17 protein-coding genes are annotated in these 22,808 nt (G+C 51.5%); 9 read left to right on the top strand and 8 right to left on the bottom strand.

Annotated features, from left to right (window positions below):
- Positions 1-3: 3 nt before the first annotated feature.
- Complete coding sequence (gene nnr, locus ACN28R_RS22245; protein ID WP_095835502.1) at positions 4-1,509, bottom strand: bifunctional ADP-dependent NAD(P)H-hydrate dehydratase/NAD(P)H-hydrate epimerase; 1,506 nt, start codon at positions 1,507-1,509, stop codon at positions 4-6.
- Positions 1,510-1,653: 144 nt separating this feature from the next.
- On the opposite strand from nnr, the gene queG reads away from it, so the two are divergent.
- On the top strand, positions 1,654-2,793 hold the full coding sequence (gene queG / locus ACN28R_RS22240; protein WP_095835501.1) for a tRNA epoxyqueuosine(34) reductase QueG: 1,140 nt from the start codon (positions 1,654-1,656) through the stop codon (positions 2,791-2,793).
- 632 nt (positions 2,794-3,425) lie between these two features.
- On the opposite strand, the gene ahpF is transcribed toward queG, so the two are convergent.
- Both ahpF and ahpC read right to left on the bottom strand, forming a co-directional pair.
- Positions 3,426-4,994: an alkyl hydroperoxide reductase subunit F gene (gene ahpF, locus ACN28R_RS22235; protein ID WP_048637372.1), complete on the bottom strand. Its 1,569-nt coding sequence runs from the start codon at positions 4,992-4,994 to the stop codon at positions 3,426-3,428.
- A 70-nt stretch (positions 4,995-5,064) separates the two neighbouring features.
- Positions 5,065-5,628, bottom strand: coding sequence for an alkyl hydroperoxide reductase subunit C (ahpC, locus tag ACN28R_RS22230; protein WP_048637371.1), 564 nt, complete (start codon positions 5,626-5,628; stop codon positions 5,065-5,067).
- A gap of 347 nt (positions 5,629-5,975) precedes the next feature.
- On the opposite strand from ahpC, the gene ACN28R_RS22225 reads away from it, so the two are divergent.
- The 6 genes from ACN28R_RS22225 to ACN28R_RS22200 all read left to right on the top strand — a co-directional run bounded on the left by ACN28R_RS22225 (position 5,976) and on the right by ACN28R_RS22200 (position 13,188).
- Complete coding sequence (locus ACN28R_RS22225; RefSeq protein WP_048637370.1) at positions 5,976-6,893, top strand: LysR family transcriptional regulator; 918 nt, start codon at positions 5,976-5,978, stop codon at positions 6,891-6,893.
- 225 nt (positions 6,894-7,118) lie between these two features.
- Entirely contained in the window at positions 7,119-8,045 is a 927-nt protein-coding gene (locus tag ACN28R_RS22220) for a LysR family transcriptional regulator (protein WP_222103761.1), read from the top strand.
- A 298-nt stretch (positions 8,046-8,343) separates the two neighbouring features.
- On the top strand, positions 8,344-8,697 hold the full coding sequence (locus tag ACN28R_RS22215; protein ID WP_048637368.1) for a DUF485 domain-containing protein: 354 nt from the start codon (positions 8,344-8,346) through the stop codon (positions 8,695-8,697).
- Positions 8,669-10,537: a solute symporter family protein gene (locus ACN28R_RS22210; RefSeq protein WP_095835500.1), complete on the top strand. Its 1,869-nt coding sequence runs from the start codon at positions 8,669-8,671 to the stop codon at positions 10,535-10,537. The genes ACN28R_RS22215 and ACN28R_RS22210 overlap by 29 nt, the downstream gene beginning before the upstream one ends.
- A 61-nt stretch (positions 10,538-10,598) precedes the next feature.
- Positions 10,599-11,687: a carbon-nitrogen hydrolase family protein gene (locus tag ACN28R_RS22205; protein WP_082153019.1), complete on the top strand. Its 1,089-nt coding sequence runs from the start codon at positions 10,599-10,601 to the stop codon at positions 11,685-11,687.
- A 664-nt stretch (positions 11,688-12,351) separates the two neighbouring features.
- Positions 12,352-13,188 carry a MerR family transcriptional regulator gene (locus ACN28R_RS22200; protein ID WP_095835499.1) on the top strand — a complete coding sequence of 279 codons (837 nt, stop codon included), beginning with the start codon at positions 12,352-12,354 and terminating at the stop codon, positions 13,186-13,188.
- Positions 13,189-13,288: 100 nt separating this feature from the next.
- Here the strand turns inward: ACN28R_RS22200 and ACN28R_RS23880 are convergent, their stop codons facing one another.
- The 3 genes from ACN28R_RS23880 to ACN28R_RS22185 form a co-directional block, all read right to left on the bottom strand.
- The gene (locus ACN28R_RS23880) at positions 13,289-13,717 is read right to left on the bottom strand and encodes a hypothetical protein (protein WP_095835498.1); all 429 of its coding nucleotides are present in this window, start codon (positions 13,715-13,717) and stop codon (positions 13,289-13,291) included.
- Positions 13,718-13,731: 14 nt separating this feature from the next.
- Positions 13,732-15,663, bottom strand: a complete 1,932-nt coding sequence (locus ACN28R_RS22190) for an oxidoreductase (RefSeq protein ID WP_095835497.1) — start codon at positions 15,661-15,663, stop codon at positions 13,732-13,734.
- Between the two features lie 247 nt (positions 15,664-15,910).
- The gene (locus ACN28R_RS22185; protein ID WP_095835496.1) at positions 15,911-16,819 is read right to left on the bottom strand and encodes a DMT family transporter; all 909 of its coding nucleotides are present in this window, start codon (positions 16,817-16,819) and stop codon (positions 15,911-15,913) included.
- Positions 16,820-18,030: 1,211 nt separating this feature from the next.
- On the opposite strand from ACN28R_RS22185, the gene ACN28R_RS22180 reads away from it, so the two are divergent.
- On the top strand, positions 18,031-18,570 hold the full coding sequence (locus ACN28R_RS22180) for a DUF2058 domain-containing protein (protein ID WP_048637360.1): 540 nt from the start codon (positions 18,031-18,033) through the stop codon (positions 18,568-18,570).
- Between the two features lie 488 nt (positions 18,571-19,058).
- Positions 19,059-20,087 (top strand): LLM class flavin-dependent oxidoreductase, encoded by a 1,029-nt coding sequence (locus ACN28R_RS22175; RefSeq protein WP_048639785.1) that lies wholly within the window; start codon positions 19,059-19,061, stop codon positions 20,085-20,087.
- 75 nt (positions 20,088-20,162) lie between these two features.
- On the opposite strand, the gene ACN28R_RS22170 is transcribed toward ACN28R_RS22175, so the two are convergent.
- Positions 20,163-20,498 (bottom strand): gamma-glutamylcyclotransferase family protein, encoded by a 336-nt coding sequence (locus tag ACN28R_RS22170; RefSeq protein ID WP_095835494.1) that lies wholly within the window; start codon positions 20,496-20,498, stop codon positions 20,163-20,165.
- Between the two features lie 206 nt (positions 20,499-20,704).
- Positions 20,705-22,807, bottom strand: coding sequence for a TonB-dependent receptor (locus ACN28R_RS22165; protein WP_095835493.1), 2,103 nt, complete (start codon positions 22,805-22,807; stop codon positions 20,705-20,707).
- Position 22,808 lies beyond the last annotated feature (1 nt).

Genomic DNA, 22,808 nt, shown 5'->3' with positions numbered 1-22,808 from the left:
TATCTATTCGGGATTGACATATCGGGACAACACAGGCATCAGATCGGTTGCCAACATACCTCGGGTTCCTCGTTGTACGGCCAGCCAGTCAGCCGCCGCGCCGTGAACAACACACCCCGCGCAGGCGGCATCATACAGCGATAGCTTTTGTGCCAGCAAACCACCGATAATCCCAGACAGCACATCTCCCATGCCGCCCGTCGCCATGCCCGGGTTCCCCACATCGGCAATGGCTAATCGGTTCTGCTCACTGGCAATCACTGTACCTGCACCTTTTAATACAACAACACCACCATAGCGTTTTACCAGTTTTTGCGCTGCAAGTAAGCGATCACTTTCAATATCAGACACACGGCAATTCAATAAACGGGCCGCTTCGCCCGGATGCGGTGTCAGCAGGCGATTCTGCCGCTTATGCGGGTCGATTGCCAGCAGGTTAAGCGCATCGGCATCCCATAACATGGGTTTGTTACAATTTTCCGCCAGCCGCAGCGCACTTTTACCCCATTCGTCCCGCCCCAGGCCGGGACCAATCACGATAACATCGGCCCATTCCAACCCTTTTCTCAGGTTTTCGGCCGTCAGTTCCTGCACCATCAATTCAGGACGAACGGTCAGCAAGGCCGCTAAATATTGTTTGTGAGTAAGCACTCGCACTAGCCCGGAACCGCTGCGCAGCGCCGCTTCCCCTGCCATAAACACCGCGCCCCCCATGCCGTAATCGCCGCCGACGATCAGCAAGCGCCCGTTATCGCCTTTATGTACGCCCGGACGCCGTGGCTTCAGCCATTCGCTAAGCAATTTCGCCGATAGCCGCCGTATCGGTGCGACTTGCCCGTCCAGCCATTCAGATAACCCCAATGCGTCATAGTGCAGTTGGCCGACGCAATCGCGGGCTTGGCCCGTTAACAGCCCCGGTTTCAGAGCAATAAACGTCACCGTGTGCGCCGCATTAATGACATTGCCCGCACACTGCCCGGTTTCGGCATTTAATCCGGAAGGGATATCGATAGAAATCACCGGAGCAGGGTGCGTATTTGCCTGAGCGATGAGCGCGTCATAGGGCGCGCGCGGCGCATTGGACAGGCCGGTTCCCAGCAAGCCGTCAATAATCAGATCGATATCATCAGGCCACGGCGCATCGGCGTCATGGATCGTTCCCCCCTGCTCCAGCCAGTCCTGGCGAGCGGCATGCGCTTCCTCGGGTAAAGGGTGGCTTCCCTCGCAGGCAATGACATAAGGGACGAGGCCTGCAGCCAACGCCAGACGAGCAACCACGTAACCATCGCCACCGTTGTTACCGTGCCCGGCCAGTATCAGCCAGCGCCGGGCGGCGGGATAACCACGGCGGGCAATTTGAAAGGCCGCCTCCCCTGCCCGCCGCATCAGCTCGTGCAGTGAGACTCCCGTTTCGCGGGCCGCGTTGATCTCTTCATGACGCACCCACTCCGCCTTGAATACCGTATGTGGAAGAGAAAAGTCGGATCCACAGGTTATGTCGTCAGTCATCACGCCCCCTTATGGTTCAGTCGATCATTCCAACTTAGCAAGCAATGCGGGCAACTGCCAGAATTCACGCAATTTCCCGCGCTATCGGCCCGTAAAGCGTAATGTGGTAAAATAAACCGCTCTTTACTCCTTTTACGGCTTGTCATGATATACCCCTACGATCTCAGTGAATTAGCACAACTTATCAAGCAATGGGGGCTATCGCTGGGCTTCCAGCAGGTCGGTATCTGCGACACGGATTTATCCGCTGAAGAACCTAAGCTGCAAGCCTGGCTGGACAAGCAATATCACGGCGAAATGGCATGGATGGCGCGTCACGGTATGTTGCGGGCGCGCCCGCATGAGCTGCTGCCTGGTACGCTGCGGGTGATCAGCGTGCGGATGAATTATCTGCCCGCCAAAGCGGCATTTGCCTGCACGTTGAAAAACCCGCTTAAGGGCTACGTCAGCCGCTATGCGCTGGGGCGCGATTATCACAAGCTATTACGCCAGCGCCTGAAGAAGCTCGGCGACCAAATCCAGAACTACTGCGGTGAACTGAATTTTCGTCCGTTCGTCGACTCCGCGCCGATTATGGAACGCCCTCTGGCCGCCAAAGCCGGTCTTGGTTGGATTGGTAAGCACTCACTTCTATTAAACCGAGAGTCGGGCTCCTGGTTCTTTCTCGGTGAGTTGCTGATTGACCTGCCGCTGCCTATCGATCAACCCCAGGAAGAGCAGTGCGGCCGCTGTGTGGCCTGCATGACGACCTGCCCTACCGGCGCCATTGTCGAACCCTATACCGTTGACGCCCGGCGTTGTATTTCTTACCTGACAATCGAACTTGAAGGCCCAATCCCCGAGGAGTTCCGCCCTTTGATGGGAAACCGTATCTACGGATGTGATGACTGCCAGTTAATCTGCCCGTGGAATCGCTTTTCTCAATTAACGGACGAAACCGATTTTAGCCCACGAGCGGCGCTCCATACCCCTGAGTTACTGGATTTGTTCAATTGGAGCGAAGATAAATTCCTGAGGATTACGGAAGGTTCCGCCATTCGCCGTATCGGTCATCTACGCTGGCTGCGCAATATCGCGGTGGCGCTGGGAAACGCCCCTTATCAGGATCAGATTGTACTGGCCTTGCGAACCCGGCTGGGTGAAAGCGAGCTACTGGACGAACATATCCATTGGGCCATTCATCAACAGCTTATGCGCCGCTCGTCGCGGGAAGTAGAGGTTCAGCCGGCGCGCAAAAAAAGATTGATTCGCGCGGTAGAGAAAGGATTGCCGCGTGATGCGTGAATCCTGAGATTCGGTGTCACACGTTTGTCGTATCGCCTGTGCATAAATATAAAAAGTCTTTGACAATCAACTGTCACAAAAAGTACAAGTGATTGCGATAACGTTTTATAAGTAATTTATTATCTATAGATATCAATAAAATAAAAATTACAGTCTTGTCAGCAAGATACGGCGGCGGGAAAAACATTCACAGGCAACCTGTGGATAAGTCTGTTCAAAAAGTTATTATTTTTTGTATGGGTAAATCAAAAAACAGAGTAATAACAGGATGAAAAACGCCCCTCGGCAACACGAGGGCGGGGATAAGATAAACGGTGACGGATTAAATATCACGCCGCAATCAACACCTCCTGGTAAGGAGGGCTGGCATTATGGAGTTGTTATCGTGCCTTGGCAACCCCTGTCTCCACATTATTTCCCCATAAACGCAAAAAAAAAAAGCCCATCAAGCATGGCTCAATGGGCAGACACAAGAAAGTCAATCTATTGACAGAAATCCCATAGGGAAGAAACGAGCAGTCGATTACTCGACGACGGCCCGTCGTTACCCAATCGGCGTTGCGATGACGGGTATTCCCCAATATGGCAATGATGAGTTCATAAACCAACCGCACCCGTCGGTGCGGTTAATATCAAACGGCTGACTCGGTTCTGATGAGGTAGTCAAACGCGCTCAGAGAAGCTTTGGCCCCTTCGCCGGTAGCGATGATGATCTGCTTGTACGGCACCGTAGTGCAATCGCCGGCGGCAAAAATGCCTTTAACGCTGGTTTCGCACTTGGCATCAATTTCAATTTCGCCAATCCGGTTACGGGCGATGGTGCCTTCCAGCCAGTTGGTATTGGGCAGCAGACCGATCTGAACGAAGATCCCTTCCAGCGGCAATTCATGCTGCGTATCGCTAACGCGATCCTTATAGGTCAGCCCGGTTACTTTCTGACCGTCGCCCTTCACTTCCGTGGTCTGCGCATTAAGGATAATGTCGACATTCGGCAGACTGCGCACCTTGTCCTGTAATACGGAGTCAGCTTTCAGCTCCGGCGCAAACTCCAGCAGCGTAACGTGCTTCACCACGCCAGCCAGATCGATCGCCGCTTCCACGCCGGAGTTACCGCCGCCGATCACCGCGACGTGCTTGCCTTTAAACAGCGGGCCGTCGCAGTGCGGGCAGTAGGTCACGCCGCGGGTACGATACTGATCTTCGCCGGGCACATTCATATTTCTCCAGCGAGCGCCGGTCGCAATAATCACGCTGCGCGCTTTCAGTGTCGCGCCGGAAACGGTTATCACCTGATGCGGCATGCCCGGTTTACCGCCGGGGATCAACGCTTCGGCGCTCTGCGCGTCGATCACGTCAACGTCATAGTCATCCACGTGGCTCTTCAGCGCGGTAGCCAGTTTCGCCCCTTCCGTTTTCGGCACGGAGATGTAGTTTTCAATATCCACGGTATCCAGAATCTGGCCGCCGAAACGCTCGCCCACCAGACCGGTGCGAATACCTTTACGGGCGGAATAGACCGCCGCCGCCGCCCCTGCCGGGCCGCTGCCGATAATCAGCACGTCGTAAACGTCGCGCTGGTTCAGTTTTTCAACCTGCTTGGCGCCCGCGCCGGTATCAATTTTGGTCACGATTTCGTTAAGGCTCATGCGGCCTTGGCTAAAGTGTTCGCCGTTAAGGAACACGGTCGGCACGCCCATGACGTTACGACTTTGGATCTCATCCTGAAATACGCCGCCGTCAATAGCGGTATGGGTAATATTCGGATTCAGGACAGCCATTAAATTCAGCGCCTGCACCACATCAGGACAGTTGTGGCACGACAGCGAGTAATAGGTTTCGAAATGGAACTTGCCATCAAGATTGCGGATTTGGTCGAGTAATTCTTTCGCTTCTTTTGACGGATGTCCACCAACCTGCAACAACGCCAGAATCAGAGAGGTAAATTCATGTCCCATCGGGGCGCCGGCAAAACGCGGGCCGCTCTGAGATCCTGGGTTGGTAATCAGAAAAGAGGGTTTACGTACAGCCAGATCATTATTCTCAGAGAAGCTGACCTGATCGGATAATCCAGCAATTTCAGTCAGTAATTCTCTTACTTCAGAAGATTTCGCCGAGTCATCCAGAGTCGCAATTAACTCAACAGGTTTAGTTAATTTTTCCAGATAGGCTTTCAACTGGACTTTCATTGTATTGTCGAGCATTGGTTATCCTCCGTGCAAAAAATCGGGTGCCAGGCACCCGATAAAAAACATAATCTCAGCGGGGTCTGACTTAGATCTTGCCGACCAGATCCAGAGACGGAGCCAGAGTCGCTTCACCTTCTTTCCACTTGGCGGGGCAAACTTCACCTGGGTGAGAAGCAACATACTGAGCGGCTTTCACTTTACGCAGCAGGTCCGACGCATCACGGCCGATACCTTCAGCGGTGATTTCCACTGCCTGGATGATACCCTGAGGGTCGACAATGAACGTACCGCGGTCAGCCAGGCCTTCGGCTTCACGCAGGTTTTCAAAGTTGCGCGACAGCTGACCAGTCGGGTCGCCGATCATGGTGTATTTGATTTTAGCGATGGTTTCAGAGCTGCTGTGCCACGCTTTGTGTGTGAAATGCGTGTCGGTAGAAACAGAGTAAATTTCCACACCGCGCTGTTGGAATTCATCGTAGTAGTCGGCAACATCGCCCAGTTCAGTCGGGCAAACGAAAGTAAAGTCGGCCGGATAGAAGAAGAATACGCTCCATTTGCCTTCGATATCTTTCTCAGTGACTTCGATGAACTTACCGTCTTTGAACGCCATGTTTTTGAACGGTTTAACCTGGGTGTTAATTACTGACATCACTATATCCTCATGTGTGTTGGTATGGGAGTAAAGTACAGAAACGTGACGAACATCACCAATCCGTTGTTGTTATCGAATCGATAAGTAATACCTTACTTAGCGATAGGTGCAACATTTACTTTACATAACTCCTTGAGCAACCGCATCAGAGATAGCGTTACATGCGTTCGTCACAACAACGCCGGCAACGCTGACATGTTCATCAACCCTTTCCGGCCTTAAATTCAGCAAAGATCCCGCCGTTATCGCCGCCGCGCCAGCGAAAATCTGGCAATCAATTTTCTTGGCGATTAATATCTAGCTCTTCATAATAAATTTAATTAATCATCAATCAAGGACGTCAAATGAAGATGAACGGCATAGACCGCCTGGGCGACCGGCGCATAACGCTTGAACACCTGCGTATGTTTACCTGTATCGCGGAAGAGAGAAGTTTTCAACTGGCGAGCCTCAGGCTCCATCGTACCCAGTCGGCGCTGACGCAGAGCCTGCAAAAATTCGAAGAGATCCTGGGGCGTCGTCTTGTCATACGGAGCCAAGGCCACATCACCGGGCTAACCCCTGACGGCGAACGCCTGCTTCCCGCCGTGCGCGAGATCCTTTATCGCTTAAGCGATACCATCGGTTCAATAAGGGAGACGGAGCTAACCGGCTATATTCGTCTCGGTGTTCCGGATGATTTTAAAATTGGCGATATTCTTTCCGCGATATCGTATTGTCTGACGCTGAATCCCACGTTGCGTCTGCAAATCACATCCACGCTATCCGCGCAGCTCGTCGATTTAATTAATCAGGGCGATTTGGATATCGCCATATTCAAACATACGAACGCAGAAAAAGATCTCAGTGGAATAGGCATAAAAAACACCCGGCTCTTATGGTCAGAGCCGTTGCATTGGGTGAGTAAAAGTAAATTAACTTTCACTGAACTGGATGCCGTTCCATGTATATTCTTCCCGGAAGGCTGTGCCTATCGCCAGGCGGGAAAAGAGGTTTTAGCAAAGGAAGGAAAAGACTACTACACGGCTTATGAAAGTGCGTCTTACCAAAATATTAAACTGGCGCTCTCTTCCGGGCTGGGAATTAGCATCCTTCCACAAAGCGCTATTGATAAAAATCATGAAATATTATCCAGTGCTGAAGGGTTCCCCGAACTGCCAAAAGTTCATCTGACGATGGCCATTAAAGCCAAGGGCGAAATATACAAAAGATTCGGCGACTTCATCAAAAAATCGGCGACATTCACATTGCAGCCGCATTAAAAGAAAAATTTCTCCTGGTGAATAACGCCATCGCATCAAATGGGTATCGAATCAAGCCGGAGCCATCCACTTGACAATAATTTGAGATATGCAAATCTGAAAGTGATATCTCGGGCGAAAGAAATACATTAATCACGCACAGCGTCATCATTTTTTATTATCGCAGCGTCATGATGCGCATAAGCCAAAATAACCGGTGGTAGAGAGAAATACATGCCAGCATCAATGCCTAATTGGAATGATCTACGGATCTTTTTGCAAGTGGTTCGCTCCGGTAGTTTATCTGGCGCAGGCAAAGCGCTGCGGGTGGACGTATCAACCATCAGCCGTCATATCACCAGCCTTGAAAAAGCCATCGGCACGCCGATGTTCGAACGCCACCCTTCCGGGCTTAAAATCACCCCCGGCGGCAATAAATTGATTGCCCACATTGAGGCGATGGAGGCCCAGACGCTGGCCATGATAGGCAAAACATCCGCGCAAAAGGTTGATGAACTGGCTGGCGAGGTGCGCATTGGCACGATGGAAGGCATCGCCTCATTCTATCTGGCCGAGCAGTTGGTTGATTTCAAACGCCGTTACCCGGGGATCAGGGTAGAGCTGCTGACCTCATCATACCAGGTTCATGTTAACCGCCGCGAAGCAGACCTGTTTCTCAGCTTTTATCCTTATGAAAGTCAGGGATTGGATATTTTGCCCGTCGGAAAATTTTCGCTGTATCTTTATGCCTCGGATAAATATTGGGAAAATCAGGTTAAACCCGTGTCGGTAGATGAGCTCAGGCAACACAAATTTATCAGCTATATTGATGACTTAGTTCAGTTGGATACGGTTCGTTGGTTAAACGAATGTATTGATACGCCGAATGTTGTATTCAGCTCCAGCAGCATGGTCGCGCAAATGTTTTCCGCCGCCGCCGGGGCGGGCATTGTTATGTTGCCCGAATTCATGCACGCAGAACGGTTTGGGCTAAAGCGATTACTGGAAAAAGAGGTCAATACCGAACGCACGGTTTGGCTCTCTGTCCATCGGGAACTGAGATATTTACCGAAAATGAAAGCGGTAATTAGCTTCCTCGTGGAAATCTTGAACCGAGATTATCCCACGCCCGCCGGAATAAAAATCTCGAATGAGAATAAAATAGGCAGGTAGCCCCCATCAATGCTCCCTGATGGTGCGGCGACACATGACTATCCATACTTATATTCTTATCCAGATCATGTCATTCCCGTCTGGATATGAAAGTTATCAACCAGCTACCGCTATAAACTCCGGTTCAATTTTTATTAAGCCGCGTTTATTGCTCTTTGTGAGTTCGCATTCTCCTTCATTTGCACAATTATAATGCAAACCCGGCTTTGCATTTTTGCAAAGCCAGCTGCAAATTCTCAACTTTTCGTTGGGGAAACTGTTTGCTAGCTTTTAAACACACACACCGGGGGAAATCTATATGAGTAATAAAGATTCCACACAGTCCTATTCATGGGACGAAATTTACCAACATAAAAACTATAAAGAGATGGTCATAAAAAAACAGTCGGCAATAATAAAACTGTTAATCATCAGCCTGATCTTTTTCTTTTCCATCCCATTTATGAATAGCTTTTTTCCCGACCTGATGAAGGTAAAAATTGCCGGCGCGGTCAATATCGGACTGGTATGGGCCATTCTACAATATCCGCTGGGCGGCCTTATTGCCTGCCGCTATGCCGTCAAAATGCGTCATTTCGATCGAGAAAGTAAAAAGTTATCACAATTTCTGGACGGATATAAAAATGAAGAAACGAATAAACACATTGCTTAGTTGCTTTACCCTGATAATGCTCAGCGTAAATAACGTATTCGCGGCGGAAACAACGGTGGTTGATAATGAACACCGGCATATTACCTTCTATATTTTCGCTTTATTATTTTTAGCTTCGCTGGCGATCACCTGGATTGCTTCACGTAAAAATAACTCGGCGGGCGATTTTTATACCGCCGGCGGCGGTATTGGCGCCAAACAGAACGGATTGGCAATCGCCGGTGATTATTTATCAGCGGCGGCCTTTCTCGGCGTTTCCGGCTTGATTGCGCTCTATGGTTTTGACGGCGTTAATTATCTTATCGGCTTTTTCGTCGCCTTTATTCCTGTGCTGCTGTTGGTTGCGGAGCCGTGCCGGAACCTGGGGAAATATACCCTTGGGGATGTGCTGGCGTGGCGCAATGCTTTTCGCTCCACCAAAATAGTGGCGGCCATATCCAGCGTGATCGTGGCGCTATTTTATATGGTGCCGCAAATTGTCGGCGGTGCGGTTATTATCCGCGCCCTTATCGGCGTGCCCTATGAAATTTCAGTTATCGCCGTAGGCGCGTTGATGCTTATCTACGTCACCTTTGGCGGGATGCGTGCAACCACAACCGTTCAGGTGACCAAAGCGGTGCTCCTGATCTCTTGCTGTTTTATTCTGGTTGTCCTTTCATGGTTGCCCTATGGGTTCAATCCCTTCAGTTTTTTCAACCATCTCGCCAATGACTCTCGCTTGCAACACTATGTGTTTAAGACCTTTTACTCATCATCGTTGACGCTGGAAGAGTCAGGACAACGCTTCCTCGAACCAGGGCTTTATCTTAAGAAACCGGTTGAGCAGATCTCCCTGGGGTTGGCGCTGTTGCTGGGCACCGCCGCGATGCCTCATGTTCTGATGCGCTTCTTTGCCGTCCGCGATGCGAAAACCGCGCGCCACTCGGTATTGTGGGGAATGCTCGGCATTGGCTTATGCCATCTCTTCATTATCGTCATCGGTTTTGCTTGCGCGCACTATATCGGCGCCGACGCCATCAAAGCGGCCGACAAAGGCGGCAATCTGGCCGCCCCGCTCCTGGCGCAATACCTTGGCGGCGGCGCGGCCAGCCTGGGCGGGAACTTTCTGCTGGCGCTGGTCGCCGCGATCTCCTTCGCCACCATCGTTGCCGTGGTCGCCGGCCTGACCCTGGCGGCGGCCTCAGCCATGGCGCACGATGTTTACGTGGGAGCGATTCGTAAAGGGATCGCCAGCGAGAGGCAGCAGGTCATCGCGGCCCGCATCGCCACACTTCTTATGGCGATCGTCGCCGTGGTGGCCGGCATCGCGGCCAAAGGGCAAAACGTCGCTCACCTGGTCGGGCTGGGTTATGCCGTAGCCGCGTCAGCAAATCTGCCGGCGCTGGTGATGTCCCTTTACTGGCGCCGGTGCAACACATCCGGCGTTCTCGCCGGCATCATTGGCGGCACCCTGCTTTCTATCGCGCTGGTGTTGGTTTCGCCCAGCATGACCTATCCATTGCAGCAAAAAGCCGCATCACAATTACAGGCGCAGGCGATTGCTGAACAACTGCAAGTTGCTCAGCGTTCACCGTCGAGTCGCGAAACCGACGCCTTGATTCACAAGCTGACCCTTCAGCGCGCCGAGTTACAGGAAAAAGCGGAGGCGATCCCAACTGACGCCACCAGTATTGTCGGCCTGCGCGCGCCGCTCATCACCCTGAACAATCCTGGCATCGTCTCCATCCCCGCGGGATTTTTGCTGGTGATCATTTTCTCGCTGCTTTTTAAAGATGAAAGGTCGCTGCGGTTATGGAATGAACTGGCGGTACGCCGTGAATTTGGTAATCAATTGAAATAATAGATGAATTTATTTTCCGTACCGAATCGGTGCGGAAATGCTCATTCACTAAGGATATAACATGTACTTACCTCAAGTTAAAGTTGCCGCGGTACACGCCGCCCCCGTTTATATGGACGCCGCCGCCACCCTGAGCAAAGCGTTGTCATTGATCGACGAAGCGCATAAAAATGGCGCCGAACTGGTGGTCTTCCCCGAGTCGTTCATTCCTGGGTTTCCGGTATGGGCGGCGCTATGGGGGCCGATTCACAACCATCAATGGTTTATCCGCATGGCGGAAAACAGCCTGTTGATAGACGGCAAGGAAATCAGCGCGCTGCGCGCCAAAGCGGCCAACTTGGGGATCTTTGTGTCTCTTGGGTTCAGTGAAAGAAGCCATGTCAGCGTGGGCTGCTTGTGGAACTCCAGCATTCTTATCGATGATAAAGGGCAAGTGCTTAATCATCATCGCAAGCTGGTGCCGACGTTTTATGAAAAAATGGTATGGGCGCCGGGCGATGGCGCCGGCTTAACGGTTTCGGACACCCGGCTCGGACGCATCGGCAGTTTGATTTGCGGCGAAAACACCAATCCGCTGGCGCGTTATTCGCTTATCGCGCAGGGCGAGCAGATCCACATTTCCAAATGGCCTTCAATCTGGCCGACAAAAAAACCAGCGGCGGGCGGAAACTTCGATAATCTTGCCGCAAATCGCATTCGGGCCAGCGCCCACTCCTTCGAAGCAAAATGTTTTGGCATCATCAGCGCCTCACTGATGGACGACCAGATGAAAAACATGCTGATAGATTGGGACAGCAGCGTCGCGGATATCCTTGAGCAGACCCCGCAGGCGGCCAGCATGTTTATTGATCCGACGGGATCGCCCATCGGGGAGATGTTGCAGCATGACGAAGGGATTGCCTATGCCGTTTTTAATCTGGCCGATATTGTTGAAGTGAAACAATTACATGATGTGGTTGGCTACTATAATCGGTTTGATGTCTTTGATCTGAAGGTGAATCGCCATCGGCAATCGCCGATCGCCTTTGTTGATGAAATGAACGCCGGGCGAGTGAATCCGGGTTCTCCCGCGCTGACGAATTTGCCGTTTGCCGCGGTCAATCCGTCACATGCCGCCGACGATCTCGGCACTGCCGACGCGCTAGATTAACGCGGGCAATCCTGGAGAAATCCATAATCGTCCGTTAATCAACGATGAGAGCGGGAGCCATCCCGCCTCTGATCTTCTGACTTAACGCCATTCATTCTTCCCTGCGCGGCCAAACTCCGCGCCATAGATTTCCCGCCTTCCGGGCATGGCGGATCGCGCTGAAACGCCCTGCGAATAATGCAGATGCGCGCCGGCAGGAATAGTCAATTGGGATAAAAAGCGTACGATGGCAACAATAGCGAATACGCTATTCAAGCGCTGATGACAAATATGACGGCGGTTCATCGCCAGCCGGCGATATTAAGACGCGGCCTTCGCACCCGCAACCTGAAATGTGACGAATATAAAAACGTTATTTATTTAACGAATGAATTTTCTGCTTTGTTGCGGCGCACGAAAACAACGCGTGCCGCGCAATGCATCAGGTATTTTTGCAGCGCCATAAGGGATAGCGGGATGCCGATCCCGTATCCGTACAGGAAAACGACAACCGTCTTGACACTCCTTGAGAGCGGTGCCACTATCGGGAAAGCCAAGGCGGCACACATAACTCTAACTGATGGCATTGTTCTCGCGATAAATCTGTCGACCCAATCACCCTAATCTTCGATCGCCTGGCATTAATAAAAAAAACTATACAGCATTTATATATTGGGAGCTTCTTATGAGCGACAAATATAAAATCGGCGCGATATCCAAACTTCTTGGTATTCCGGTTCAAACGCTGCGTTATTACGAGGAGTGCGGTTTCGTTACCCCGAGAAAGGATAAAACCTCCAATTACCGCTACTATGATGCTTGGGATGTGAATTATCTGCTTGATAGTAAACATCTACGATCTTTTAAATTTTCAAATACGGAAATCGAGCAGCTAATCAATAAAGACTGTGTTGCAAATATTCAGGAAAAATACGCACAGCAAGAAAAAAAATTGCTTGATATTATTTATCATTACCAGTTGGTTCTGGATGAGTTAAATGCGGAACAGAAGAGGCTTGCCGCATTTCAGGATTACATTGGCACATTCACTGAAATGAACAATCCTCAACTTTATTTTAGCCCATACCGGAATAACAATAGCTATCAAACGTTAAAAGGACGCAACGAAATCACGCATATTGATAACTGGATTTCACACATGCCGTTCATTAAAGCAACATTTAAAATAGTGCAGAACAGCATCAGTAAGGAAAACCCGCAGGCGTTGGTTTATTGCTGGGGATTCTCTGTTTCAATCAAAAAAGCCAAAGAGATGAATATCTCCACTCAGAATGCAGAGTATATCTCCTCACAAAAATGTATCTATACCGTTTTCTCGGCGCACAACCAGAATACGTTCGCCCTCTCTTTGTACCAGCAGGTTTTTCAGCCGCTGTGGGACGCTGGATACGAGATCAGCGACGCCCCAGTAGGCAGACTCATCGTCAGGGCGCATGAAGATGCTGAATATACCCGTTATTTTGAAATCTGGGTGCCGGTTCACCAGACTTCGCAGCCATAATATAGGCGAGCGAACAGGGCCAGCCAATGACATCGGATGGCCCTATTCGTCGGGTACGGAAAGCGAATTGAGATAACACACGCCTCTGTTTATATATTTATCATCTTGTCAGAACCCCCGCGATTTCTTTGCACACCGGCAGAAAAACCACCAATGTTATATATCCTGCAATCAACAGGTAAGGCAGTGCATAAGGCCACACCTGGAATACCGCGCCGCCAAAGGCGACGAACTGGCAACCAAGGCTGATGCAGACGATTAGCACGACGCCGGCAATGGCGGTTGATAGCAGATGAAAAAGCAATTTGCTTCTGATCCCAGCCTTACGGGCAAGTTGCTCGCCCCAGGCCGGGGAGGGAATCAGATCGCAAACGGTATAGCCGATTCCCACGCTCACCACAAAACTTTGCCAAAAGATCATTGGCTGTAAGTTATCGGCAAGCGTTAAACCAACCAATACCAAAGCGATGCCAAGAAAGATATTGATTGAGAAGTTCACCACCCGGCCGAAATGCGCTTTATCAAACATGGTGTTCCCCCCTATCAGGCAGCCAGACCCGCCGCAAAGCCCTCAGCCGATGCCTGAATAGCCTGGCGCGCTTTGACCGCATCGCCGACTAGGGTAACCTCGCAAATACCTTTCAGCGCTTCCGCCAGCGGGCACCAGGCTTTTGTGCCGATCGCCAATACCACGGTGTCGCAAGGAAACAGCGTGATATCATCGCCCCGTTTAAGCAAGGCGCCTTCGTCGGTTACCCCGGCAATACTGGTGTTGGTCATAATTTCAACATAGCAGCGGCGCAGACAGTCTTTCAAATCATCGCGAATACCCGCCTCCAGATCCATGGCGATCGCATCCCGCAGCTCCACGAGGGTGACTTTGGATTTGCACTGCGCCCCCAGATAAGCCGCCGTTTCAGAACCGACCATTCCGCCGCCGACGACCAGAACATTCATACCGGTGTCCGATTGTCCAAGGAGAACATCTTCGGCCAGCACGACATTGTTATTATGTATTCCCGGCACGTTGGGAATAACGGGCTGCGCGCCGCTGGCGAGAATAACTTTATCCGGTTTCCCATCTTTCACCATGTCGACCGTCAGTTCGGTATTGAGATGGAGCGTGATGTTTCCATACTTCTTGATCTCGCGGAACAGCCATGCCGTATAGGTGGTAAATTCACCTTTGAAGGGGGGATAGGCCGCAGAAATAAACTGCCCGCCCACCGTATTCTTCTTTTCAAAAATCTCGACGCGGTGCCCCTTGATCGCCGCGGCGCGCGCGGCTTCCATGCCGGCGATACCGGCTCCCGCCACATAAATGGTTTTGCTCTCCTTCGCCTTGCTGTAGTCATACTCGAACTCATGACCCAACTCTGGGTTGACGAGGCAATAGATCGGCACCCCCTGATAGGTGGACGCCGTGCAGCCCTGCAGGCAGCCGATGCAATGGCGGATATCATTATCAGCCGCGGCCTTCGCCTTATTCGGCCAGTAAGGATCGGCAAGAGACGCCCTGCCCATGGCCACAAAATCCGCTTTTCCTGATGCGATGATATCTTCCGCCATCGCAGGCTCCGAGATCCTGCCCACGGTAATCACCGGAATTTTCAAGAACGATTTCGCTTCCGCCGCAAGGTCCATATTCCACCCATGCTGCTGGAAAAATGAAGCCACTATCCCGATAGAGGAGCGGATCCCATACATGCCGTTCGACAAGTGAATCACATCCGCCCCCATTTCCTCGATATCCATCAGCATCTGGCGGCTTTCAAACATTCGCCGCCCGCCTTCGGTATTTTCCTGCGCCGAGAAACGCACGGAGATGGGGAAATCATCGCCAACCTGTTTCCTGACTTCTTCCATGATCTCTTTCAGAAAACGCATCCTATTAATATAGGTTCCGCCGTACTCATCTATTCGGTGATTACAGTTGGGCGACAGAAACTCATGAATGAGATAACCATGCGCCGCATGAATTTCAATGCCGTCAAAACCGGCCTTTTGCGCATTCAGGGCGGTTGCGCCGAAATCTTTTACCAACTGTCTTATTTCTTCAACCGTCAACTCACGGGGAATTTCCTTATTCCAGGGGCACGGAACCGGAGAACAGGACACCGGCCTCACGCCGCCGTTGACCCGGTGGTTCGCTTGCCGCCCGGCATGGTATATTTGACAAAACACTTTGGTGTCATACTGATGGATGATATCCGTAAATCTTTTATGGCTGGGAATCTGCGATTCGTCATACAGGGCGGCCACCGCCGGATAGCCGGCGGCATGTTCATTGATCCGGTAATCTTCCGTGATAATCAGGCCCCAGCCGCCTTTCGCCTTTTCTTCATGGTATCGGATGTATTGCTCGGATGCGTTGCCGTCGGGGCACATGTTGGCGACCATGGCCGGTACGACGAGTCGGTTAGGAATTCGACATTTCCCAATATAATAAGGCGTAAAAATATTTTCTATTTTCATCATGTATTCCTCAATTTCAAAGTAAACACATTGGATTGATGAAAATAACGTGGAGTCTCCATGCTATAGAGAGTCAAGCGATTTTTTTTACAATGTGAGCCACACCGTTTTTTGAGATAAATTTTTATTTACCCGTCTAATGGTATGATTAAATAGTTTTATTGTTTGTGAAATAAACTAACTTTTATTGTTAATTAATATTCACCATTAATAACCTTTCTCGATAAATATCAGATACGGCGATGTTCTAACGTATACTCCGGCGACGTTGCCCCAGTAATCCGCCCACCAGAATCAGAATCCCCCCGATTATCGACGTCATCGCGGGCATGGCATTGAACATTAATGTGTCCAGAAGCATGGCCCAGACCAACCCGAAGAACTGCCACGGCGCAAGGCGGGATGCTTCTCCCCGCCGGAGAGCAGCGGCGATACACATCATCGCCGCAGTCTGTACGATCGTGAAAATAGCGGCGACCAGCAAACCTTCAGTAGACAAGGCGTGCCACATCCAGGGGCTGCAAAGAAGAAGGATGAAAAATCCGACGACCGAAACCTGTAACGTCGTGTCGACACTGGTCGCGTCATTCCGAAGTCGGCGGATCAGAATTTGATAAAGCGCGTACATGAACGCGGCGCTCACCCCGGCAACGACGCCAGCAAGCGAAAGAGTATGCGCGCCCCCTGGTTTTACCATCAGCAACATGCCGGCAAACCCAATAACAACGCCAAACCAACCCCATAGCGGAACACGCTCACCTAAAAACATCACCCCCATAATCGTAATCATTATGGGGGTCGTAAATCCAATAGCCGACGCATCGGTTACCTGAATCAGACTATAAGAGACGATCAATAAGATATTCGATGCGACCAGCGCGGCCGCCGCCGCTCGCTGTTCCAACGGACGGACGGGAAGCCAGATACGCCGCCAGGTGATGCCAGTAGACGGCATGAGCGTCAGAACGATGCTGCTAGCCAGAACGAATCCGCACCGCAAAAAAGTGACTTGCATGGCTGAAAGCCCATACGAGATAACCAGCTTCTTAGAAAGGGAGTATCCAACAACGTATAAAAGGCTCGATAGAACCGTCAATAACACGGCCTGAATACGAGAGCGATGATTATCCAAAGACAGACTTGTAGAATTAGTCATTTATTACCTTAAAGAATATCGTGGCGTTAACTGAAACGGTTTAAAATCATCTTCATCCGGATGACGGATATTTTCGGCGACATCCATCATTAATTGGCTAATGACGTTGGAAAGCACTGCCGCCTATTACTGTTTTTCATTAGCTTTATTACCCCATTAATTTGATTATTTTTTAATTAACGGCTAACCATCGCTTCTCCCGCAAGAATGCCCTTATATTGAGCAAAAGCCCCGAGATCCGAGATACCAATTAAATAGTCTCAAAGGCGCGGCATATTGAAAAATTAATTCTGTAATATTTAAAATAAGCTGAACTGATTATGCAGGATAACCACTGAAATTTATTACGGCTTACCATCAGAGCCAGGCGATCGCGGCGCATGTCAATACGTGATTCATAAATGAGGAACAAACCATGTCTCGAACCACGACACCGATCGTTCGCCTCAAAGGGCCGCGAAGCGACTTCGTCGCTGCAGACTGTTGACAAAGTCCCTAATATACCTCTGTCATCCTTCACGGCCCCAGCGCGGTCATTCCCGCAGTAGTAGGCGGGAATCTCCTGCTGAAACCGTAAACAGCCATTGGCTGATTCCCGCCTACGCGGGAATGACGGGTTTGGGAAGGTTTGTCATCAACCTCAAGCGACTTCGTCGCTGCCAACGTAGGCGAGCGACTCTGGATCTAATCAGATCTGACAGACAGCTCGGTGCTATTATTCAGATAGCCGAATTACAAATGCTGAATCCGCAGATGATGAAATACACCTGTTTTATCGAGACATCCATCATTCTCCATTCATATACTACGGCGAGATTTTTCTCACAGAACATAAACTGCGTACAACAGAGCCAAGTCAATTTGTATTCAAAGTTGGTCAAAAAACTGCTAGATCACCTTTTTGATTTGGGCCTAATGACATTCAGCGAAAATGGGGCCGTAGTATTTTCATTAAAACTATCCCAAGACGATATCAAGACGTTAGGGCTATCTGGTGATCACAAGTTAAGCAAACTCCCTGCTAAGCTAATGGGCTACATGAAGTACCACCGAGAAAAGGTATTCAAAAATGACTAACCTAGGGGCTCATTCGGACGCAATCTACGCTGTTCTTCGTTGGCGCCACACGGTGATCAGGTTCTGCAACCTGGTACAGCCTCAAAAATTACAGGTATAATCCCACAAATTATTCAACGGGTTTAGAAACGAAGATGACAAAACTCACCTTACAAGAGCAGATGCTAAAAGCTGGATTAGTGACCAGCAAAAAAATGGCCAAAGTCCAAAGAACGGCTAAAAAATCACGCGTTCAGGCGCGTGAGGCAAGAGCGGCTGTGGAAGAAAGTAAAAAAGCACAACTTGAGCGTGATAAACAGCTAAGCGAACAACAAAAACAAGCGGCTTTATCTAAAGAGTATAAAGCTCAGGTGAGGCAGCTCATTGAAATGAACAGAATCGACATTTCAAAAGGCGATATTGGTTTTAACTTCACAGATAATAATTTAATTAAACAAATAGTTGTGGATAAAACGACTCAAGCTCAGCTGATCAGTGGTCGTCTCGCCATTGCTCGCTTGGTTGTTAATAACAGTGGCGAGAGTGAATACGCTATTATCCCCGCGAGCGTAGCCGATAAAATTGCGCAGCGAGATGCGAACAGTATTGTATTAAATAGCGCGCTTAGTCAGGAAGAACAAGATGAAGAAGATCCGTATGCCGATTTTAAAGTACCCGATGATTTGATGTGGTAATTAACGTTTTACAGATGCTTATATATGAAAAGTCCCTCAGGGCTTTTCATTAAGATTTTATGTTCAGCCAGTTTCTGTCACACAGCCGGAAATACTCATTTCCGTACCAGTACCACATCCTTCACTTTTCCTGGCTTAATCCCCACGTAATTCGTAATGATATTGATGGAGATTTAACCGGTTTATGCTGACAGGAAAGCAATGACAACTTATCCTTAATATGACAGAAAATTGTCTATTCTGGACGCACAAAATAACCTGAATGTCCCCAAGAGGGATTATTTGCATAGTTCAGGACACGGCTAGTCTAACGTCCGCATCCCGCGCTACTCAGTCAATTTATTTGATGCATTATGTTAAACAAACGATATTTATTCTCATCTGGTAATGCGTAAAGTAGAGATAACTCAAGGCTGGAACAGGCTTGCTTCATCATGAACAATGTCCCGCCTGCTGATAATTTCCCTGAAAACCAGGATAAACACGTCATGAAAAAGATTGGATTTTTGTCATTTGGTCACTGGACGCCGTCGCCGCAGTCCGGAACCCGTTCGGCCGCTGACGCGCTGCTGCAATCCATCGATCTGGCTGTCGCCGCCGAAGAACTGGGTGCGGACGGAGCCTATTTCAGAGTGCATCACTTTGCCCGCCAGCTCAGCTCGCCGTTTCCCCTGCTGGCAGCGATAGGAGCGAAAACCCGGAGTATTGAAATCGGCACGGGTGTTATCGACATGCGTTATGAAAACCCGATGTATATGGTGGAGGATGCGGGTGCGGCGGATTTGATCTCCGGCGGGCGTTTACAACTTGGTATCAGCCGTGGCTCCCCGGAGCAGGTGATTGATGGCTGGCGCTATTTTGGTTACGTCCCTTCCGAAGGGGAAAACGACGCTGATATGGCGCGCCATCACACCGAAGTGCTGTTGGACGTGTTACGTGGCGAAGGCTTTGCGAAACCCAATCCACAGCCGATGTTCCCGAACCCGCCGGGCCTGTTGCGCCTTGAACCTCATTCCGAAGGTTTACGCGACCGTATCTGGTGGGGTGCCGGTTCGAATGCGACAGCGGTGTGGGCCGCGAAACTGGGGATGAATCTGCAAAGTTCCACGCTGAAAGACGATGAAACAGGCGAACCTTTCCACATTCAGCAGGCAAAACAGATCCGTGCGTACCGCGAGGCCTGGGCGCAAGCAGGACATACACGTACGCCACGTGTCTCGGTCAGCCGCAGCATTTTTGCCCTGATGGATGATCGCGACCGGATGTATTTCGGTGCAAGCCGTGAAGACAGCGATAAGGTCGGTTTCCTTGATGAGAAAACCCGCGCGATTTTCGGGCGCAGTTATGCCGCAGAACCGGACAAGCTGATCGAACAGCTGAAACAGGATGAAGCGATTGCCGAAGCGGATACTTTATTGCTGACCGTGCCGAATCAGTTGGGCGTGGATTACAACGTGCATGTAATCGAGTCCATTCTGAAACATGTTGCTCCGGCAATGGGCTGGCGCGACGAATAAGTTTGCAACGGAAAACGCCTCGCATGTTTTACGACATACGAGGCGTTAAATCCGGGTTCTCTGAGCAAGATTATCTTACGGGTTAGTCTGCGGCTGTAACTGATAAATCCATGCAGTAACATGCTGACCATCAGCCGTGGTCACTTCAACTGCAACGCGATCATAGCCATCTTCAAATTCATCCAACATTGGCCAGTAAGCCTCAAGTTTATCGGATAAAAACACGTAACCGTGGACGAGTGGTCCATTCTTATCCAGGACGATCCCCGGAAAATCCGCAGCCGCTCCCCAGCCACGCTCATAAAACGTGCCAGTCACATAACCCGGCAGCCATTCTCCACCGATGTTTTCCAGAATATGGGCATTAGCGTGGCCCGGACGTAGCGTACCGTAGACAAACAAGCGTTCCATTATCCCTCGTTAGCCAAAGCAAAGAATCCCCCAATGGGCAGAGGAAAATGCTCAAAATACGGGGTAATGATGAAGGGCTCTGAATCGCGAACCAAGTTGTTTTGACACCATAGCCGCCACATTCGATGGAATCATAATTAAAGTGACGGACTATGGCGGGGATGCACTACCTCATCCAGTAAGCGGAGGAAGGCCTCTCTACAGCATCAATATGCATAGGTCGCCGTCAGCCCGACGGTTCGCCCAGGTGCGACCTGCGCGAAGTTCCCGGTCGCACCGTAGGAAAACCCATAAGTCCGGTAATCCTTGTCGGTCAGGTTCTGGACGTAGAGCATCAACTCCAGATTACTCGTCGGATTCCAGGCCAGCGCGGCATCGACCAAAGTATAGGCGCTTTGGCGCAGGCTATTGGCACTGTCAAAGTAGTGCGCACCGGTACGGCGCACGGTCAGTTGCGGCCGCAGGATAGCGTCGCCCACCCTGACGTTGCCCTTGGCCGCCAGAGTCAGGCCATATCTGGGAACCATCGGCACGTCGTTGCCCTTACAGCCGGTGCAGGCACTGGAATCCTCGAAACGGCGGAACGTGGCGTCATTGACGAAGCCGCCGGCGCTCAGCGTCCATTGCCGCGTCATGTCCCACTCGGTGTTGAACTCCACGCCCACGGAACGCGTGTCGCCGATATTTCGCAGCGTCTGGTTGCCCATGTCGCCATCGCCGTAGAGCTGGACGTCCTTGCTGTCCACCTGATAGACGGCCAGGCTGGCGCGCACATCGCCGCCGGTATAGCGCACGCCGGTCTCGTAGCTGATCGAACGCTCGCGGTCATAGCCGTTTGCGTCGTCCACGCTCGACGGCGCGAGGTTGTAGCCCAGCGGCTTATAGCCCTGGGCTATGTTGACATAGCCGCGCCATTGCGGCGCGAACTGGTAGCCGGCCGCCGCGTGGCCCAGCCAGGTGTTCTGGCCGGCCGAAGCCTTGCCCTGGAAAGGCGTGCCCATCTGTTCACCCTGGAAACGGGTGCGAGCCTCATCCCGTGAGAAACGCAGGCCGGTGGTGATATCAAGCTTGGGCGTTAGGTGCCAAGTCGAATCGCCGTAGGCCGCCAGGGATTCGCTGCGGCTGCTCGAACGGGAATCGACGACCCGGTAGAAGCTGGGCAGCACCATATCAAACTGGTAGCCCCTGGACATATCCACTTCTTGCCGGTACAGGCCAAGCACGGCATCCCAGGCGCGGGACGGTTGCCCGCCCTCTTCGGTTCCGAGCGTCGATAGGCGCACCTCCTGGGTATTCTGTTTCCAGTGCTCCGAGAACTGCGGGAAGTAAGCATCCAACGGCCAACGGCGCGTAGTGTGGACGCGCTGGCTGCTGGCAACGACATTCAGGCGCCAGATGTCGAAGTCGTACTGCCCATTGGCGGCGACGCTGTTGGCACAGCGCCGCTGGTAATAATCGCGGTAGGCTTGCGGCAGATTCGGCAGGACATAGGCTCTGCGGGACTGGTAGTCGTCGAACAAAGTGTAGGCTTCCTGATCCCCCGTCGCGCAGTCGCGTCCGGCCGACAGTCCCAGTTCCCAGGGGCTGTCGCTCGGCGCCAGTCTCAGCCTGGCGTTGCCGGCGCGTGAGCGCACGCCGCCCAGACGGTCGCTGCCGATGACGTCGCTGCGCACATCGCCATTGACGTCATGTCCCAGCAGCGACACCGAGCCGTACAACAGATCCGGCACCAGCGGGCCAGCCGCCTCGGCCTGCAACAGGTAGCCGTCTCGACTGGAAACACCGCCGCGCGCAGTGAATCGGGGAATATCATCCGGCTTCTGCGTGACGATGTTGAGCACGCCGCCCTGTGCGCTCTTGCCGTACAGTGTACCCTGCGGCCCCTTGAGCAGTTCCACTTGCTCCACGCCCAACAGCGACTGGGCGGCGAAAGTCGGCAACTGGGGCACGCCGTCCACATAGATCGTCAGGGCCGGGTTATAGAAGTCCTGCGCGGAGGTCACCCCGCGTAGCGTAATGATCGGAAACAGAAAGGTGGCGCTGTGCGACATGTACAGTTCGGGGAACACGCGGTCCAGCTCCAGGGTGGAGGCCACCTGGGCATCGTCCAGATCCAGCCGGTCCGCCACGCTGGCGGCGCCATTGAACCGTTCCAGCGTTTCATTGCGCTTGCTGCCCGTCACCACGATGGTCTGGAGCGTCTCCTGACTGTCCGGCTGCCGCTCCTGGCCCTGAGCGGCCGCCCCCCCGGCGGTGGCGGCGATAACCGCCAACGCGGAAGTCGTGAAATGTGGTCTGAAAACACTCATT

The organism is Brenneria goodwinii, assembly GCF_002291445.1.
In the GTDB taxonomy this organism is placed as follows: Bacteria; Pseudomonadota; Gammaproteobacteria; order Enterobacterales; family Enterobacteriaceae; genus Brenneria; species Brenneria goodwinii.
This window is presented reverse-complemented; position numbering and strand designations above follow the sequence as displayed.